Here is a 15449-nt window from a genome sequence, read left to right as displayed (position 1 = left end):
TCTGCGAAGGAGGATCTCAATGCCGTCGCGCGAGCTGCCGTATCCGCTTTTCGACGCGGACAATCACCTGTACGAGACCGAAGAGGCGCTGACCAGGCACCTCCCCAAGCAATACGCGGGCGCGATCCAGTACGTGCAGGTGAACGGCCGTACGAAGATCGCGATCCGGGGGCAGATCAGCGAGTACATCCCCAACCCGACCTTCGAGGTGGTCGCCCGCCCCGGGGCGATGGAGGACTACTTCAAGTTCGGCAATCCGGACGGGAAGACCCGCCGCGAGATCTTCGGCGAGCCGATGCGCTCGATCCCCGCCTTCCGTGAACCGGGGCCCCGGCTGGAGCTGCTGGACGAGCTGGGCGTGCAGCGGACGCTGATGTTCCCGACGCTCGCCAGCCTCATCGAGGAGCGGATGCGGGACGATCCCGAACTGATCCACGCGGTGATCCACTCGCTCAACGAGTGGCTGCACGAGACATGGGGCTTCAACTACAAGGACCGCATCCTCACCACCCCGGTCATCACCCTGCCCATCGTCGAGAAGGCGATCGCGGAGCTGAACTGGGCGGTCGAGCGCGGCGCCAGGGCGATCCTGGTGCGCCCGGCCCCGGTGCCCGGCTACGGCGGCTCGCGCTCCTTCGCGGCACCCGAGTTCGACCCGTTCTGGAAGCGCGTCGTCGAGACCGGCGTCCTCGTCGCGATGCACTCCTCGGACAGCGGCTACGCCCGCTACACCAGCGACTGGGAGGGCGGGACCAACGAGATGCTCCCGTTCAAGCCCAACGCCTTCCGCGCGGTGTCCGAGTGGCGGCCGATCCAGGACGCGGTGGCGGCCTGGGTGTGCCACGGGGCGCTGTTCCGGGTCCCGGGGCTGAAGATCGCGCTCATCGAGAACGGCTCCTCCTGGGTGGCGCCGCTGCTCGACCAACTCCGCGACGTCTACAAGAAGATGCCGCACGAGTTCCTGGGCGACCCGGTGCAGGCAGTCAAGGACAGCATCCACGTCAGCCCGTTCTACGAGGACGACCTCGGTGACCTCGTCGACCTGATGGGCGTGGACCGGGTGCTGTTCGGCTCGGACTACCCGCACCCCGAGGGCCTGGCCCAGCCGCAGAGTTACGTCGACGCGATCCAGCACCTGAGCGTGACGGACCAGGCCAAGATCATGGGCGGCAACCTCTCCGGGCTGATCCCGGAATGAAGTGGGAGACCATCCCGCGGATGGTGCTGAGTGCGGCCGACCGCTTCGGTGACGCCGAAGCGGTCGTCGACGGCCGACTTCGGCTCACCTTCACCGAGTTGGTCGACCGGGTGCGCACGGCCGCGGGAGCGTTCGCCGCGGGCGGGATCGGGAAGGGCGACCGGGTCGCGATCTGGGCGCCCAACTCCGCCGAGTGGATCGTCGCCGCCTTCGGGCTGCTCACCGCCGGCGGGGTGCTCGTCCCGGTCAACACCCGGTTCAAGGCGGACGAGGCCCATGACATCGTCCGCCGCAGCGGCGCCAAACTCGTCCTCGTTGAGGCGGGTTTCCTCGGGCTCGACTTCGAGGGCCCGCCGGGCGTGCCCGTGATCGACCTCAAGTCGGGCTTCCTGGCGAGCGGTTCGCCGTTCGAGCGGGCCGTGAGCGGCGACGACGTCAGCGACATCACGTTCACCTCCGGGACCACCGGGCGGCCCAAGGGCGTCCTGATGACCCACGCCCAGACGCTCCGCCTGTACGGGGAGTGGTGCGACCTGGCCACCCTGCGGGAGGGCGACCGCTATCTGATCGTCAACCCGTTCTTCCACATCTTCGGCTACAAGGCGGGCTGCATCGCCTCCCTGATCCGGGGCGCGACCATCCTCCCGGTGCCGGTCTTCGACGTGGATCGTGTGCTGGAGCTGGTGGAACGGGAGAAGGTGACGGTCCTGCCCGGCCCGCCCACGCTCTACCACTCGCTCCTCGCGGCGGGCGACCGGCACGACCTGTCCTCCTTGCGGGTGGCGGTGACCGGCGCCGCCGACATCCCGGTCGAGCTGATCCGCCGGATCGTCAGCGACCTGCCCTTCGAGCACATCATGACCGGGTACGGCCTGACCGAGGCGGGCACGGCCACAGCCTCCCGCCCCGGCGACTCCTTCGAGGACATCGCGACGACGGTCGGTACGCCCTGCGAGGGCGTAGAGGTGAGTGTCGCGGCCGACGGCGAGGTCCTGATCCGCGGCTACAGCGTCATGCGCGGCTACCTCGACGATCCCGCCGCCACCGCCGAGACGATCGACGCGGACGGCTGGCTGCACACCGGAGACCTCGGCACCCTCGACGACCGGGGGCACCTGAGGATCGTCGGACGCAAGAAGGACATGTTCATCGTGGGCGGCTTCAACGCCTACCCGGCCGAGATCGAGGGCTTCCTCCTCGAACACCCGGCCGTCGCCCAGGCCGCCGTGATCGGCGTACCCGACGAGCGGCTCGGACAGGTCGGCAAGGCGTACGTCGTCCGCAGCGCACCCGTCTCGGCGGACGCCCTGATCGCCTGGAGCCGCAGACGGATGGCCGGGTTCAAGGCGCCCCGGTCCGTGGAGTTCCTCGAAGAACTGCCGTTGAACGCCACCGGCAAGGTGATGAAGGACCAGCTGCGATGACCCAACCGCACGAAACGGCCTCAGGCATCCCGCTCCAGGCGGTCTACGGACCCGCCGACCGGGCCGCCGAACCACCCGAGCCGGGCAACTTCCCCTTCACGCGCGGAAATTACGCGACCGGCTACCGGGGACGGCTGTGGACACTGCGCCAGTACTCCGGCTTCGGCACGCCCGAGGAGTCCAACCGCCGCTACCGCTATCTGCTCGAACAGGGCGGTACGGGACTGTCGGTGGCGTTGGACCTGCCCACGCAGTGCGGCTACGACTCCGACGACCCCGAAGTCACCGAGGAGGTCGGCCGCGTCGGCGTCGCCCTCGACACCCTCGCCGACGCCGAGATCCTCTTCGAGGACATCCCCCTCGACAAGATCAGCACCAGCTTCACCATCAACGGCACGGCGGCGATCCTCCTCGCCTTCTACGTGGCCGCCGCCGAACGCAAAGGCGTGCCGCGCGCGAAACTCACCGGCACGATCCAGAACGACATCCTCAAGGAGTACGCGTCCAGGGGCACTTGGATCTGGCCCGCACAGCCGTCCCTCCGCCTCATCGCGGACACCATCGAGTTCTGCGCCGCCGAGGTGCCCCGGTTCAACGCGATCTCCGTCGCCGGTTCGCACTTCCGTGACGCGGGCGCCAACGCCGTACAGGAGATGGCGTTCACGCTCGCCGACGGGGTGACGTACGTCGACACGGTGCTGGAGCGCGGCCGGATGACGGTCGATCAGTTCGCCCCGCAGATCTCCTTCTTCTTCTACACGCACGGCGATTTTTTCGAGGAGATCGCCAAGTACCGTGCGGGACGCAGGCGTTGGGCCACCATCGTCCGGGAGCGCTACGGCGCCACGACTGACAAGGCGTCCATGTTCCGCTTCGGCTGCGTGGCCGGCGGAGCCTCGCTCTACGCGCCCCAGGCGCAGAACAACACCGTCCGGGTGGCGTACGAGGCGCTGGCCTCCGTACTCGGCGGCGTCCAGTCGATGTTCACGGCTGCGTGGGACGAGCCGTTCGCGCTGCCCAGCGAGGACTCGGCGACGCTGGCCCTGCGCACCCAGCAGATCCTCGCCCACGAGACCGGCGTGACCCGGGTCGCGGACCCGCTCGGCGGCTCGTACTTCGTCGAGGCGCTCACCGACGCCACCGAGGCACGGATCGTCGAGATCATGGACGACCTGGAGCGGTACGGCGGCATGGTCCGCGCCATCGAGGACGGCTACCTCCAGGGACTCATCGCCGACGAGGCCTATCAGCTCCACCTGGACGTCGAGGCGGGCACGCGTCCGGTCGTCGGCGTGAACCGGTTCGTCTCCGACAAGCCGCCGCCGGACCTCGCGACCTACGAACTGGACGCGGAGGGCCGCGACCGGCAGCTCAAGCGGCTCGCCGACGTGAAGGCCACCCGGGACGCCGCCCTCGTACGGGAGCAGTTGGCCCGGCTGGCGCGCGCGGCGGACGGGACGGAGAACCTGATGCCCGTACTGATCGACTGCGCCAACGCCTACTGCACGGTGGGGGAGATGGTCGCCGCACTGAAGGCGGTCTGGGGCGAGTTCCAGCAGCCGGTGGTGTTCTGATGGCCGCCGCCGCACGCATCCTGGTCGCCAAGCCCGGCCTGGACGGCCACGACCGCGGGGCGAAGATCGTCGCGCGGACACTGCGCGACGCAGGCTTCGAGGTCGTGTTCACCGGCATCCGTCAGCGCGTCGACACCATCGTGGCGACCGCCGTCCAGGAGGACGTGGCCGTGGTCGGGCTCAGCATCCTCTCCGGCGCGCATCTCGCCCTGACCACCCGGGTCGTCGAGGCGCTGCGGGCCGCCGGGGCGGACGACATCGCCGTCGTCGTGGGCGGCACGATTCCTCCGGCCGACGTACCCCGGATGCGGGCGGCGGGCGCGGCGGCGGTCTTCCCGACCGGTACGCCGCTCGATGTGCTGGTGGCGGAGATGCGGGCGCTGACGACGGGGGACGCGGCCACGGGCTCGTAGGACCTGTAGGACCTGCTTGAAGTCTGCTCGACCCCTGCTCGATTCCCTGGCCGGAGACCTTTTCAGCAACCTGTTCGGATATCTGTTCGGATACCTGGAGGCACTGTGCGGGTCGGTGTGATGATCGGGCCGGAGCGTGGGGACTCCGCGCGCAAGGTCGCGCGGATGATCGACGACGTGACGTGGGCCGAGCAGGCGGGCCTCGACACCGCGTGGGTGCCCCAAATACCCACGGATTTCGACGCGTTGACGGCCGTCGCGCTGATGGGCGCGCGGACGGAACGGATCGAGATCGGGACGGCGGTCGTACCGCTCCAGGCCCAGCATCCGATCGCCCTCGCCCGACAGGCCCTGTCCGCGCAGGCGGCGACCGGGGGACGGCTGGCGCTGGGCGTCGGGCCCTCGCACCACTGGATCGTCCGGGACATGCTCGGGCTGCCGTACGAGAAGCCGGCCGCGTTCACCCGTGACTACCTGGATGTCCTGGACGCGGCCCTGCGCGGCCCCGGCCCGGTCGACGTCGAGAACGGCACCTTCACCGTGCACAACCCGCTCGACCTCGGCCCGGTCGGCCCGCTGCCCGTCCTGATCGCCGCGCTCGGCCCGGTCATGCTGGCCCTCGCGGGCGAGCGCGCCGACGGCACCGTCCTCTGGATGGCCGACGAACGCGCGGTCGCCGACCACGTCGTACCGCGCATCACCAAGGCCGCCGAGGGAGCGGGCCGCCCGGCGCCCCGGGTCGTGGCGGGCATCCCCGTCTGTCTGTGTCGTACGGCGGAGGTCGACGCGGCCCGCGAACGAGCCAACCGCATCCTCGGCGAGGCCGAGATCTCGCCCAACTACCAGCGCCTGTTGGACTACGGCGATGCCCGGGACATCGGCGACCTGTGCGCGGCGGGTGACGAGGCCGCCATCCTGGCCCGGTTCCGCCGGTTCGCCGACGCCGGGGTCACCGACCTCTCCGTACGGCTGCTGCCGATCGGCGAGGGCCGGGACGAACTGGTCGCCTCCAAGCGCCGTACGCGGGACATGCTCGCGGCACTGGCGGTGGAAGTCCGATGACCTCCGAGTCGACGGCCGGGCCACTCGCGGGCATCCGCGTCCTGGAGGTCGGCCATATGCTGGCGGGCCCCTACGCCACGATGATGCTCGCCGACCTCGGAGCCGAGGTCACGAAGATCGAGCCGCCCGGCGGGGACATCTCGCGGCAGGTGAGCGACGCCTACTTCGCCAGCCTCAACCGGGGCAAGAGCAGCGTCTGCCTGGATCTGACGACCGGGGCGGGACAGGACCGGCTCGGTGAACTCGTCTCCGACGCCCACGCGTTGCTCGTCAACCTCAAACCGTCGGCGATCCATCGGCTGGGGCTGACCTACGAGGCGCTGCGGAAGTGGAACGAGCGGATCGTGTGTGTCGCGCTGACCGGCTTCGGGCTGACGACGGGAGACGAACCGGCCTTCGACTACGTCGTCCAGGCGGCCACCGGAGTCGCCGCGCTCACCGGCGATCCCGACGGCCCGCCGACGCTGCCCGGCTACTCCGCCGCCGACAACTCGACCGGCCTCACAGCGGCATTGGGGCTGCTCGCGCAGATCGTCTCGGGTCGCGGCGGTCAAGTCGACGTGTCCCTACGGGATGTGATGCTGTCCCAGCTCAACTACCGTGCCTCGGCCTACCTCAACGAGGGCACCGAGCCACGGCGCCTGCCGCTCGGCGCGCACTCCTACTACGTACCGGCGCAGCTCTTCCCCACCGCCCAGGGCCACTTGGCGCTGTTCATCACGCATGACGGCTTCTGGAAGTCCTTCGCGGCCGAGGCGGGCGTCGAAGGGTTTCCGACGATGGCCGAGCGGGCGGGGCGGCGGGAGGAGGTGCTGGACGCGGTGACACAAGCCCTGGCCGCCGACACCGCCGTCGGCTGGGAGTCCCGGCTGCGGCCCCTGGGCGTACCGGCAGCCGCCGTACGCACGCTGCCACAGGCGCTGGCCGCCACGCCGGAGGCCGTGGTGACGGCGGGCGACTTCCGGCTGGTCCGCAGCCCCGTACGGATCGTGGGCCACGAGCCCGACTACGGGCCGCCGCCCCGACTGGGCGAGCACGGCGATGCCGACTCCGGTTCGGTGAGGGAGTCATGAGGGGCGAGGACCAGTTCCATCTCGGCATCGTCGCCGAGGACTTCGAAGGGACGCTGGCCGGCTTGTCGGCGGCGTTCGGATACGAGTGGTGCGCGGAGATCGGCGGACCGCTGAACGTGACGCTGCCGACCGGCGAGGCCGTCATCCGGCTCAACTGCGTGTACTCGCGGACCTCACCCCGCCTGGAGATCCTCCGGAACATCCCCGGCACCCTCTGGGAAGCGGCGCCCGGCGGGGGCGTCCACCACGTCGGCTACTGGTCCGACGACGTCGCCGCGGACTGCGCCGGACTCGCCGGCCTCGGCTACACGGTCGAGGCGTCCCGAATCGGCTCCACCGGCTCCGACTTCGCCTTCGTACGTGGCCCGGACGGCGTGCTCGTCGAACTCGTGGACCGGGCGGCACAGCCGATGCTGGAGAAGTTCTGGGCCACCGGAGGGGGCACGAAGTGACCACGGTAGGTATCGCCACCGGCGCCGGACGCGGGATGGGACTGGCGTGCGCGCGGCGGATGGTCGGCACGGTGGACACGCTGCTGCTCGTCGATTGGGACGAGGCGACCGTGACGGCGGCGGCGAAGGAGCTGGCGGCCTCGGCCGAAGGGGGAGCGGTCGTCGAGCCGTTCGTCCTCGACATCACCGACCGGGACGGCATGGCCCGGCTCGCCGCACGCACCGCCGAACGCGGCACCCTGCGCGCCGTCGCCCACGCCGCCGGAATCTCACCCACGATGGCCGACTGGCGGAGCATCTTCGCCGTCGACCTGGTGGGCACCGCGCTGCTCGCCGAGACACTGCGCCCCCTGGCCACGGAGGGCACGGCGATGGTGTGCTTCGCGTCGATGGCCCCGCTGCTGGGCAACCTGGAAGCGGATCCGGCCGTCGCCGCCGCCCTGGACGACCCGCTCGACGACGCCTTCCTCGACCGGCTCCACGACGCCCTGGGACCGGCCGTCGAGGACACGGGCGCCGCCTACACCTGGGCCAAACACGGCGTACACCGTTTCGTACGACGGGAGGCGCTCCGGCTCGGCCCGCTCGGCGCCCGAATCTGCTCGGTCTCGCCCGGCGTCATCGACACCCCGCAGGGCCGCCAGGAGGCCGCGAAGCAGCCGGCCATGGACGCGCTCGTCCGCGGGTCCGCGATCGGCCGCCCGGGCCGCGCCGAGGAGGTCGCCGCCGGGGTCGCCTTCCTGCTGTCGGCGGAGGCGAGCTTCGTCACCGGGATCGACCTGCTGATCGACGGCGGTGCCTGTGCGGCGGTACGGGGACAAGCGGGCCGGTAGGCATTCACCTGACGTTCCGGTTGCCAACTGCTGGACAAGGGTCAGCAGTTGGCAACCGGCATGCTCTCCTCAGCCGACCGACTCCGACCGCTGCACGGTCCCCGTGATCCCGCCCGCGTCCTGCCCGGCCAGCAGCACGGCGGCCCGCCCCATCGCCTCCGGGGGCTCCACCATCTCCGGCGGGATCTTCCGGCCACCGCCCGCCGCCTGCCACCCCTCCGTCAGGACGATCCGGGACGGGGCCAGGCAGTTGACGGCGATGTTGTCGGCCCGCAGATCCGTGGCGAGCCCGAGATAGAGCCGCTCGACGGCCGCCTTGGACACCCAGTACGCGTTGGCACCCCGGTCGGTCATCCCGACCCCGCTGGTCGTCACGGCCACCAGCGAACCGCCGCCGCGCTTGCGGACGTACGGGATCACGGCCTTGGTGACCAGGAAGACGCCCGTCAGATTGACGTCCAGGCAGAGCTGCCAGCGTTTGAGGGGCGTCGACTCGACCGGGCCCAACCACAGCACCCCGGCGTTGGCGATGAGGATGTCGATGCCCCCGAACTCGGCGACGGTCGCCGCCACGGCAGCCTCCACCGACTGCTCGCTGCTGACGTCGCAGGGCACGGCGAGCGCCCGGCCGCCCGTCTCCGCGATCCCGTCGGCGACCGAGTGGATCGTCCCCGGCAGCCTGCCCGCCTCCTCGGACCGCGCGGCCACCGCCACCGACGCCCCGGCCTCCGCCAACGCCACGGCGACCGTCCGCCCGATGCCCCGGCTGGCCCCGGCGACGAACGCGACCTTCCCCTTCAGCGAGGTCAACGGCGCACTCACGTCGCTCACTTCGGCGGGAACCTGAGCGCTCCGTCGAGGCGTATGACCTCGCCGTTCAGATAGTCGTTCTCGCAGATGTGCTCGACGAGCGCCGCGTACTCGGGGGAGCGGCCCATCCGCCGGGGATGCGGAACCTGGGGACCCCAGTAGGCCTCCAGCTGGTCACCAGCCTTGCCGTAGGCGGGAGTCAGGAAGGTGCCGGGGGCGATGGTGACGACCCGGATGCCGAGCGGGGAGAGGTCGCGGGCGGCCACCAGCGTCATGCTCACGACGCCGCCTTTGGCCGCCGCGTACGGGAGTTGGCCGATCTGGCCCTCGTACGCGGCGATCGACGCGGTGTTGACTGCGACCCCCCGGCCGCCGTCCTCCGTCGGCTCCTGCTTGGCGATGGCGGCGGCGGCCAGGCGCAGCACGTTGAAGACGCCGGTCAGATAGACCTCGATGGTCGTCCTGAAGCCCTCCAGGCTGATCGGCGTACCGTCCTTGCCGATCAGTCGGCCGCCGCTCGCCGGGCCTCCGTGGCAGTCCACCGAGATGCGCAGCGGGCCCGCCGACTCGGCCTCGGCCAGCGCCGCCAGGACGTCCTCCTCGGAGGTGGCGTCCGTCCGGACGTAGCGCACGCCCAGTTCCTGCTCCAGCGCCTTGCCCTTCTCGTCGGCGAGGTCGGCCACGACCACCTTCGCTCCCGCCGCGTGCAACCGGCGGACGGTGGCCTCGCCCAGGCCTCCTGCCCCACCGACGACGACTGCTGAGCTGCCACTGATCTGCATCAAGGTTTTCCTCTCTTGCAAGCAGGGCTCTAGTGAGATGAGAATAGCGTTCTCATGAATATAACCATGATTCTGGAGATGGCTACCTCGGCCGGAGACCGGGTGGTGGTGACGGCGGACGACCGTTCCCTGACCGCCTCGGAGTTGCTGGACCGCGCCCGGGCCGCCGCGCACGGCTTCCGGCGCCGTTCGGCCGTGTTGTATCTGGGCACCAACCATGTCGCCTACCCCGTCGCCCTGTTCGGCGCGGCCCTGGCGGGGATCCCCTTCATCCCCCTCAACTACCGCCTCGGAGAACACCAGTTGGCCCGGCTGGTCGACCATCACCCGGGAGCACTGGTTCTGCGCCCCGCCGACCTCGACGTACTCCTCGAAGCCGGACCGGTGCCGCAGGGGGTCGGCGAACCGGCTCCTCAGGACCAGGACGCCGTCGCCGTCGTGCTCTACACCAGCGGTACGACGGCCGAGCCGAAGGCCGCCCTCCTGCGCCAACGCCACCTCCTTGCCTACGTGTTCAACACCCAGGAGTTCGGTTCGGCCGAGCCCGACGCCGCGACCCTGGTGGCGGTGCCCCCGTACCACGTGGCCGGTCTGATGAACCTGCTCACGAACCTCTACTCCGGACGCCGGATCGTGTACCAGCCCGCCTTCGACGCGCCCGACTGGCTGGCCACCGTCCGACGCGAGCGCGTCACCCACGCGCTGGTCGTCCCGACGATGCTGGCCCGGATCGTCGCCGAGGTCCCCGACGGCGCCACCGCCGGGACACCGACCCTGCGCAGCCTCGCGTACGGCGGCGCCCGCACCCCGCGACCCGTCGTCGAACGGGCGCTGCGAGCCTTCCCGGACACCGGGTTCGTGAACGCGTACGGCCTCACCGAGACGGCGTCCTCGATCGCCGTACTCGGCCCCGACGACCACCGAGAGGCACTCGTCTCAGACGAACCGGCGGTGCGCGACCGGCTCGGATCGGTGGGGCGGGCACTGCCCGGCGTCGAGATCCAGATCCGCAGAGAGGAGGGAGACTTGCCGGTTCAAGTCGGGTGCACCGGGCTGGTGTTCGTGCGCGGCGAGCAGATCTCCGGCGAATACGGCGGTCGCCCCGACGCGCTCGACGGCGACGGCTGGTTCGCCACCCGGGACCGGGGACGCCTCGACGCCGACGGTTATCTGTTCATCGAGGGGCGTGCCGACGACACCATCATCCGAGGCGGCGAGAACATCGCCCCGGCCGAGATCGAGGACGTACTCCTCGCCCATCCCGGCATCGTCGAGGCGGCGGTGATCGGGCTGCCCGATCCGGAGTGGGGGCAGCGGATCGTCGCCGTGCTCGTCGGGGAGGGCGACCCGGACGAGATCCGCGCCTGGGTCAGGGAGCGTCTGCGCTCCGCCAAGACGCCCGACACCGTCGTCTTCCGCGCCGAACTGCCGAGGACCGACACCGGAAAGCTGCTGCGCCGCACCCTGCTCGCCGACCTGGAGACCACCCATGCCTGAAGCAGTCATCGTGTCCGCCCTGCGCACTCCCGTCGGCACCGCCTTCAAGGGCACCCTGCGCGACACCACGGCCTTCGACCTCGCCCACCACATCGTCGCCGCGGCAGCCGCCACGGAGGGCCTGGACACATCCCTCATCGACGACATCGTCCTCGGCGAGGGCCTGTACGGCGGCGGAGTCATCGCCCGGCACGCGGCCGTGACCACCGGTCTCACCTGGGTCCCCGGGCTCGCCCACAACCGGCACTGCGCCGCCGGGCAGGCCGCCGTGCAGAGCGCCGCGGCGAGCATCCGCGCCGGCATGGACGAACTCGTCATCGCCGGAGGCGTCAACTCGGCCTCCACGTCCCCGCGTTCGGTGACCAAGGTCGACGGCGAGTGGGAACCCTGGATGTCACCGACCCACCCCGCCCGGCCGGACGCCCCCAACACCGACATGTCGATCACCGTCGGCTGGAACACGGCCGTCCGGGCGGGTATCGGCCGCGCCGAGATGGACGACTGGGCGCTGCGCTCGCACCGGAACGCCGTACGCGCCATCGACGAGGGCCGCTTCGACGCCGAACTCGTCCCGATCGACACCCCGTACGGCCTGTTCTCCGTCGACGAGCACCCGCGCCGCAGCACCAGCGCGGAGAGACTGGCCGCGCTCAAGCCGCTCCACCCGGAGATCGAGGGCTTCAGCATCACGGCCGGCAACGCGGGCGGCGCGAACGACGGCGCGGCGGCCCTGGTCATCGCCAGTGACCGCCTCGGCCTCCCGGTGCTCGGTACGGTCCGGGCGTGGGCGTCCGTGGGCGTCGACCCCGCCGACATGGGCCTCGCCCCGGTGACCGCGATCCCCAAGGCCCTGAAACGCGCCGGGCTTTCGCTCTCCGACGTCGACCTCTACGAGATCAACGAGGCCTTCGCCGTCGTCCCCGTGGCCGCCGTCAAACAGCTCGGCCTCGACCCGGACCACGTCAACGTGAACGGCAGCGGCTGCTCGCTCGGCCACCCGGTCGCCGCCACGGGCGCCCGCATGCTGGTCACCCTCGTGCACGAACTGCGTCGACGCGGCGGTGGGATCGGCGTCGCCGCGATGTGCGCGGGCGGGGGGATGGGCTCGGCGACGGTGATCGAGGTACCCGCGCCATGAATTGACGAACCGTCAGCTATTCGATTCCCTTGAAACGGAGCAGGGCTTCCTGGGCGTACGAGGCGACCAGGGTGCCCTCTTCGGTGAGGACGTCACCTCGGCCATAGCAACGGCCGTGCGCCACAAGGGGGCTGTGCTGGCGCAGGAGCAGCCAGGAGTCCGTCCGGAAGGGCCGGTGGAAGCGCACGGTGTGTGCCGTCACGGCCGAGGTGAACACCTTGTTCGCGTCGTGCTGACCGACCCCTTCGACCTGGCGCAGCGCGGTCCCGATGAGGCTCAGATCGGTGGCGTACGCCGTGAGGGCCGGGGCCAGTTCGTGCGCGACGGCCGGGGTGCGCATCCAGAGTTCGTACTCCGGCGCCTCCGACTTCGGGGTGTCCAGGTCGGTGACCGCGCGGGTGTCCCAGGGCAGCAGATCCAGGTCCACCGAGTGCTCCTCGCCGGGTACGGCGGGGACGTGGAACGGTGTCTGGTGGTCGGGGCCGTCCTCGGGCACGTGCATCGACACCGAGGCGGTGGCCATGACCCCGAGTGACTGCCGGGCGACGATCCCCAACGTGGCGAAGGTGGAGCCCTCGTGATGGCGCGTCACCTTGTAGCGGACGGGCTCGTCGGGCCGTCCCGCGCGCGCGAAGAGGGCGTGTACGGACTTCACCGCCTTGTCGGGGCAGGCGAGCGAGGCCGCCCGCACGAACTGGGCGAGCAACTGCCCGCCGAACAGCCGGTGATAGCCGAGGTGTTGGTTGGCCCCCTCGAACGCCAAGTCCTCTTCAGCGGGGCGGAGTTCGAGGCACGCGAGCAGGTCACTCCAGAGATCCGTCACAGGGGCTCCCAGATGTGAGAAATGGACTGCCAGTCCTTGACCAGGAAGGGACTGTCAGAGCTGCACCAGCCGAGGAGCCGACCGCCCCTCCCGTACGAGCGCCCCTGCCTCGCGCGTCAACTCCCGTGCGCTGCCGAGCAGTCCGTCCAGTACGAGTGCCCGTCGGACATGCCGGTGCAGATCGTGTTCGGCGGTGAAGCCGATCCCGCCCAGGACCTGCTGGCAGTGCCGGGCCGCCGTCAGCGCCGCCCGCCCTGCGGCAGCCTTGGCGAGCAGCGAACCGAGGTCGTCGTCGGCGGCCACGAGGGTCGCCTCTGCGCCGTCCAGCGCGACCAGCGTCTCCGCGAGCCGATGCCGTACCGCCTGGAAGGAGGCGAGGGGCCGGCCGAACTGGGTCCGGTCCAGCACATGCGTCCGGGCCAGCGCGAGCATTGCCCGCCCGCTGCCCAGCAGCCACCAGCCGAGCGCCCGCCGACCCGCAGCGAGCGGAATCGGCTCCCCAACAGGGCTGACCCGCAACGGCAGTTCACCGTCGAGAGAGACACCCGGCGTCCCACTCTCCCCGCGCTCCCACACCACCCACGAGCCGCCCGTGTACGGCAACGGCAACGTGCCCCCGAGTGGTCGGCCGGCCGCGTGCAGCACCACGTCGTTGAGGAGTGAGGCGTGGTCGCCTGTCTCACCGAGCAGTCGGAACACGAGCGGGACCGCGACCTCGGGCGCCTCCACCAACAGGTCGGCCCAACCGAGGTCGGTCAGTGCGGAGTCGAGCGCCGGGCCCGTCGCCGTCGCCATGGTTTTGCGGAGCGTCTCGGCCAGCAGGTCCCGTTCGGCGGCGTCCACGGCTACTCCCTCCCCAGGTTCAGCAACCGGCGCGCGATGATGTTCCGCTGGATCTCGGCGGTACCGCCGTAGATGGTCGCCGCGCGTGAGTACAGGTACTCCGACCGCCACGGCGTCTCCGTCAGCTCCAGCACACCGGGCAGCAAGTCCCGTACGGTGTCGAAGAGTTGTTGCTCCGCCGTGGCCAGCAGGACCTTGTCGACGGAGGTTTCCGGGCCAAGGTGCTCGCCCTCCGCCAGGCGCCGCTGTGTCGTGTGGGAGCGGCAGCGGGCGGTGTGCAGGGCGAGGTAGGCGGCGCCGAGGGCGTCGTCGTCCTGGGCGGAGTCGGCCGCGGGCCTCTGTTCCAGTAGGCGGTCAAGTCGCGTGTAGAGATGGGCGATCCGGTGCCAGAAGCACGTCGAGCGCTCGTGCGGGAGCAGGTCCATCGCCAGCTGCCAGCCGTCGCCCGGGCGGCCCAGCATCCGGTCGCCGGGGACGATGGCGTCGTCGAAGAACACCTCCGCGAACTCGTCCACACCGTGCATCGTGCGCAGCGGCCGGACGGCGATCCCCGGGGTGTCCATGTCGACGAAGAACGCGGTGATGCCCGCGTGTCCGGGGGCTGTGCGGGTGAGCAGGACGCAGCGGGCGGCGTACTGGGCGAGGCTCGTCCACACCTTCTGGCCGGTCACCACCCAGTCGTCGCCCCGGGGGACGGCCCTGGTGGTGAGCGAGGCGAGATCGCTGCCGGAGCCGGGTTCGGAGAAGCCCTGGCACCACTGTTCCCGCCCGCCGAGCAGCAGGGGGACCATCTCGGCGGCCAGTTCCGGACGCGCGTACGAGATCATGGTCGGGGCCAGGACCTCGACCATGGAGTAGATCCCGGGCTCGGCCAGGCCCCGGGTGGCGACCTCCTCGCCGAGCACCGCGCGCAGTACGGCGGGCCCGCCTAGCCCCCTCACCTCGGCGGGCCATCCGTACCGCATCCACCCCGCCTCGTACAGCGCGCGCCGTACCCGGGCGAGCTGCGCGACCTGCGCGTCGAGCGAGTCGTCGGGGCCGGGGGAGAGATCGTTCGTGTCGAGCCAGCGCCGCAGGTCCGCGCGGAACTCGGTGACGTTCATGTCCCCGGGCGCTGGTAGGCGTGCGGGCGGCCCGAGTCGTGCGCGCCGCTGCGGCGGATGAACGTCATGGCCCGGGTGCGCAGCCGCCAGCCCTCGGCGGTCCGCGTGTACGTGTCGTTGTAGTAGCCGATGCGCAGGTCGTGGGTGGAGTGGTCGACGAAGCACAGGGGCTGGGTGCCGGACGCGGAGTCCTGGTCCGCGCCCGGCTCGACCACGGCGGTCCCCGTGAGGAAGAGCCCCTTGGGGGCCGCCGCGACCAGCGCCGGGAACTCGTCGAGGGCGTAGGTGTCTCCGAAGGCGCTGTAGGTCCCGTCGGGGGTGAAGACCGCGAGCACTCCGTCCAGGTCGCCCTGGGTGATGTACACCGCGTACCGGGCCAGCAGCTGCTGGATCTCCATCAGGTCGTCAGTGGACATTGAGAATT

Annotated in this window: 16 protein-coding genes; 10 read left to right on the top strand and 6 right to left on the bottom strand. The window is 70.9% G+C overall.

Features of this window, described 5'->3' with window-relative positions:
* The first annotated feature begins 19 nt into the window (after positions 1–19).
* From ACWDR4_RS34350 to ACWDR4_RS34315, 8 genes are all read left to right on the top strand, one after another.
* The gene (locus ACWDR4_RS34350) at positions 20–1198 is read left to right on the top strand and encodes an amidohydrolase family protein (protein ID WP_450414210.1); all 1179 of its coding nucleotides are present in this window, start codon (positions 20–22) and stop codon (positions 1196–1198) included.
* Positions 1195–2622 carry a FadD3 family acyl-CoA ligase gene (locus ACWDR4_RS34345; protein WP_450414209.1) on the top strand — a complete coding sequence of 476 codons (1428 nt, stop codon included), beginning with the start codon at positions 1195–1197 and terminating at the stop codon, positions 2620–2622. The genes ACWDR4_RS34350 and ACWDR4_RS34345 overlap by 4 nt, the downstream gene beginning before the upstream one ends.
* Positions 2619–4196 (top strand): methylmalonyl-CoA mutase family protein, encoded by a 1578-nt coding sequence (locus tag ACWDR4_RS34340; protein WP_450414208.1) that lies wholly within the window; start codon positions 2619–2621, stop codon positions 4194–4196. Before ACWDR4_RS34345 ends, ACWDR4_RS34340 begins: the two co-directional genes overlap by 4 nt.
* Positions 4196–4609, top strand: coding sequence for a cobalamin B12-binding domain-containing protein (locus ACWDR4_RS34335; RefSeq protein WP_450414207.1), 414 nt, complete (start codon positions 4196–4198; stop codon positions 4607–4609). Before ACWDR4_RS34340 ends, ACWDR4_RS34335 begins: the two co-directional genes overlap by 1 nt.
* A 105-nt stretch (positions 4610–4714) precedes the next feature.
* Entirely contained in the window at positions 4715–5671 is a 957-nt protein-coding gene (locus tag ACWDR4_RS34330) for an LLM class F420-dependent oxidoreductase (RefSeq protein WP_450414205.1), read from the top strand.
* Positions 5668–6744 (top strand): CaiB/BaiF CoA transferase family protein, encoded by a 1077-nt coding sequence (locus ACWDR4_RS34325; RefSeq protein ID WP_450414204.1) that lies wholly within the window; start codon positions 5668–5670, stop codon positions 6742–6744. The genes ACWDR4_RS34330 and ACWDR4_RS34325 overlap by 4 nt, the downstream gene beginning before the upstream one ends.
* On the top strand, positions 6741–7196 hold the full coding sequence (locus ACWDR4_RS34320; protein WP_450414203.1) for a VOC family protein: 456 nt from the start codon (positions 6741–6743) through the stop codon (positions 7194–7196). The genes ACWDR4_RS34325 and ACWDR4_RS34320 overlap by 4 nt, the downstream gene beginning before the upstream one ends.
* Positions 7193–8029, top strand: a complete 837-nt coding sequence (locus ACWDR4_RS34315) for an SDR family oxidoreductase (RefSeq protein ID WP_450414201.1) — start codon at positions 7193–7195, stop codon at positions 8027–8029. Before ACWDR4_RS34320 ends, ACWDR4_RS34315 begins: the two co-directional genes overlap by 4 nt.
* Before the next feature lie 69 nt (positions 8030–8098).
* Here the strand turns inward: ACWDR4_RS34315 and ACWDR4_RS34310 are convergent, their stop codons facing one another.
* Both ACWDR4_RS34310 and ACWDR4_RS34305 read right to left on the bottom strand, forming a co-directional pair.
* Positions 8099–8860 carry an SDR family NAD(P)-dependent oxidoreductase gene (locus tag ACWDR4_RS34310; RefSeq protein WP_450414199.1) on the bottom strand — a complete coding sequence of 254 codons (762 nt, stop codon included), beginning with the start codon at positions 8858–8860 and terminating at the stop codon, positions 8099–8101.
* On the bottom strand, positions 8857–9621 hold the full coding sequence (locus tag ACWDR4_RS34305) for an SDR family NAD(P)-dependent oxidoreductase (RefSeq protein ID WP_450414197.1): 765 nt from the start codon (positions 9619–9621) through the stop codon (positions 8857–8859). Before ACWDR4_RS34305 ends, ACWDR4_RS34310 begins: the two co-directional genes overlap by 4 nt.
* 66 nt (positions 9622–9687) lie before the next feature.
* On the opposite strand from ACWDR4_RS34305, the gene ACWDR4_RS34300 reads away from it, so the two are divergent.
* Together ACWDR4_RS34300 and ACWDR4_RS34295 are read left to right on the top strand one after the other, a co-directional pair.
* On the top strand, positions 9688–11118 hold the full coding sequence (locus ACWDR4_RS34300; RefSeq protein WP_450414269.1) for a class I adenylate-forming enzyme family protein: 1431 nt from the start codon (positions 9688–9690) through the stop codon (positions 11116–11118).
* On the top strand, positions 11111–12256 hold the full coding sequence (locus ACWDR4_RS34295; protein WP_450414196.1) for a thiolase family protein: 1146 nt from the start codon (positions 11111–11113) through the stop codon (positions 12254–12256). The genes ACWDR4_RS34300 and ACWDR4_RS34295 overlap by 8 nt, the downstream gene beginning before the upstream one ends.
* Before the next feature lie 16 nt (positions 12257–12272).
* Here ACWDR4_RS34295 and ACWDR4_RS34290 read toward each other — a convergent pair whose 3' ends face one another.
* The 4 genes from ACWDR4_RS34290 to ACWDR4_RS34275 are packed head-to-tail and all read right to left on the bottom strand — an operon-like array spanning position 12273 to position 15441.
* Entirely contained in the window at positions 12273–13079 is an 807-nt protein-coding gene (locus ACWDR4_RS34290; protein WP_450414194.1) for an acyl-CoA thioesterase, read from the bottom strand.
* 54 nt (positions 13080–13133) lie between these two features.
* On the bottom strand, positions 13134–13922 hold the full coding sequence (locus tag ACWDR4_RS34285; protein WP_450414193.1) for an acyl-CoA dehydrogenase family protein: 789 nt from the start codon (positions 13920–13922) through the stop codon (positions 13134–13136).
* 2 nt (positions 13923–13924) lie between these two features.
* Entirely contained in the window at positions 13925–15025 is a 1101-nt protein-coding gene (locus ACWDR4_RS34280) for an acyl-CoA dehydrogenase family protein (RefSeq protein WP_450414191.1), read from the bottom strand.
* Positions 15022–15441 carry a nuclear transport factor 2 family protein gene (locus ACWDR4_RS34275; protein WP_450414190.1) on the bottom strand — a complete coding sequence of 140 codons (420 nt, stop codon included), beginning with the start codon at positions 15439–15441 and terminating at the stop codon, positions 15022–15024. Before ACWDR4_RS34275 ends, ACWDR4_RS34280 begins: the two co-directional genes overlap by 4 nt.
* Between the last annotated feature and the right edge of the window lie 8 nt (positions 15442–15449).

This window comes from Streptomyces sp. NPDC000878, assembly GCF_053599695.1.
The sequence above is the reverse complement of the archived record's forward strand: the minus strand, read 5'-3'. Positions and strand labels throughout refer to the sequence as shown.

Coding starts and splice junctions, on each gene's coding strand:
- ACWDR4_RS34350 (WP_450414210.1), top strand. CDS start 20: ATGCCGTCGCGCGAGCTGCCGTATCCGCTTTTCGACGCGGACAATCAC.
- ACWDR4_RS34345 (WP_450414209.1), top strand. CDS start 1,195: ATGAAGTGGGAGACCATCCCGCGGATGGTGCTGAGTGCGGCCGACCGC.
- ACWDR4_RS34340 (WP_450414208.1), top strand. CDS start 2,619: ATGACCCAACCGCACGAAACGGCCTCAGGCATCCCGCTCCAGGCGGTC.
- ACWDR4_RS34335 (WP_450414207.1), top strand. CDS start 4,196: ATGGCCGCCGCCGCACGCATCCTGGTCGCCAAGCCCGGCCTGGACGGC.
- ACWDR4_RS34325 (WP_450414204.1), top strand. CDS start 5,668: ATGACCTCCGAGTCGACGGCCGGGCCACTCGCGGGCATCCGCGTCCTG.
- ACWDR4_RS34320 (WP_450414203.1), top strand. CDS start 6,741: ATGAGGGGCGAGGACCAGTTCCATCTCGGCATCGTCGCCGAGGACTTC.
- ACWDR4_RS34305 (WP_450414197.1), bottom strand. CDS start 9,621: ATGCAGATCAGTGGCAGCTCAGCAGTCGTCGTCGGTGGGGCAGGAGGC.
- ACWDR4_RS34300 (WP_450414269.1), top strand. CDS start 9,688: ATGATTCTGGAGATGGCTACCTCGGCCGGAGACCGGGTGGTGGTGACG.
- ACWDR4_RS34295 (WP_450414196.1), top strand. CDS start 11,111: ATGCCTGAAGCAGTCATCGTGTCCGCCCTGCGCACTCCCGTCGGCACC.
- ACWDR4_RS34280 (WP_450414191.1), bottom strand. CDS start 15,025: ATGAACGTCACCGAGTTCCGCGCGGACCTGCGGCGCTGGCTCGACACG.
- ACWDR4_RS34275 (WP_450414190.1), bottom strand. CDS start 15,441: ATGTCCACTGACGACCTGATGGAGATCCAGCAGCTGCTGGCCCGGTAC.